The organism is Vibrio sp. D173a, from assembly GCF_030248475.1.
The window spans coordinates 1-763 of record NZ_JAHGAH010001441.1; the positions used below are offsets into that span (position 1 = coordinate 1).

Consider the following 763-nt stretch of genomic DNA (forward strand, 5'->3'; position numbering starts at 1 on the left):
CTGAGACTGAAAGGCCAAACCACTTAGCCCAAGAAGTTATCGATAACTCTGTAGATGAAGCATTGGCTGGCCACGCGAAGAAGATCAAAGTGGTCTTGCACGCTGACCAATCTTTGGAAGTGGTGGACGACGGTCGTGGTATGCCTGTCGATATTCACCCAGAGAAAGGCATCTCAGGTGTTGAGCTGATCCTAACTAAGCTTCACTCAGGTGGTAAGTTCTCAAACAATAACTACAAGTTCTCGGGTGGTCTACACGGTGTAGGTATCTCGGTAGTGAACGCGCTCTCTAAGCGTGTTGAAGTAACGGTTCGTCGTGATGGTCAGGTGCATGAAATTGCGTTTGAAAGCGGCGTTGCGGTCACTGACCTAACTGTAACTGGCTCTTGTGGCCTGCGCAATAGCGGTACATCGGTACACTTCTGGCCAGATGCCAAGTACTTCGATAGCTCTAAATTCTCAGTACTTCGCTTGGTGAATAACCTGCGTGCGAAAGCGGTACTTTGTCCAGGTCTAGAGATCACCTTCAGCGATAAGGTGAACAACGAAGAACACAAATGGTTCTATGAAGATGGCCTTAAAGACTATTTAGCGGAAGGCGTTAAGGGTTACACCTTACTGCCAGAAGAACCATACATCGGCGAGTTTACTGCTGAAACGGAAATGGCCAACTGGGCGGTAATTTGGCAGCCGGAAGGCGGTGAGATGATCACCGAAAGTTACGTGAACCTAGTACCGACCAAACAGGGTGGTACACACGTAAA

General features: G+C 48.6%; 1 protein-coding gene. It reads left to right on the top strand.

Annotated elements, in window-relative coordinates:
• On the top strand, nucleotides 1-763 hold a 763-nt coding region (locus tag KIV40_RS33930), incomplete at both ends, for an ATP-binding protein (RefSeq protein ID WP_285353838.1).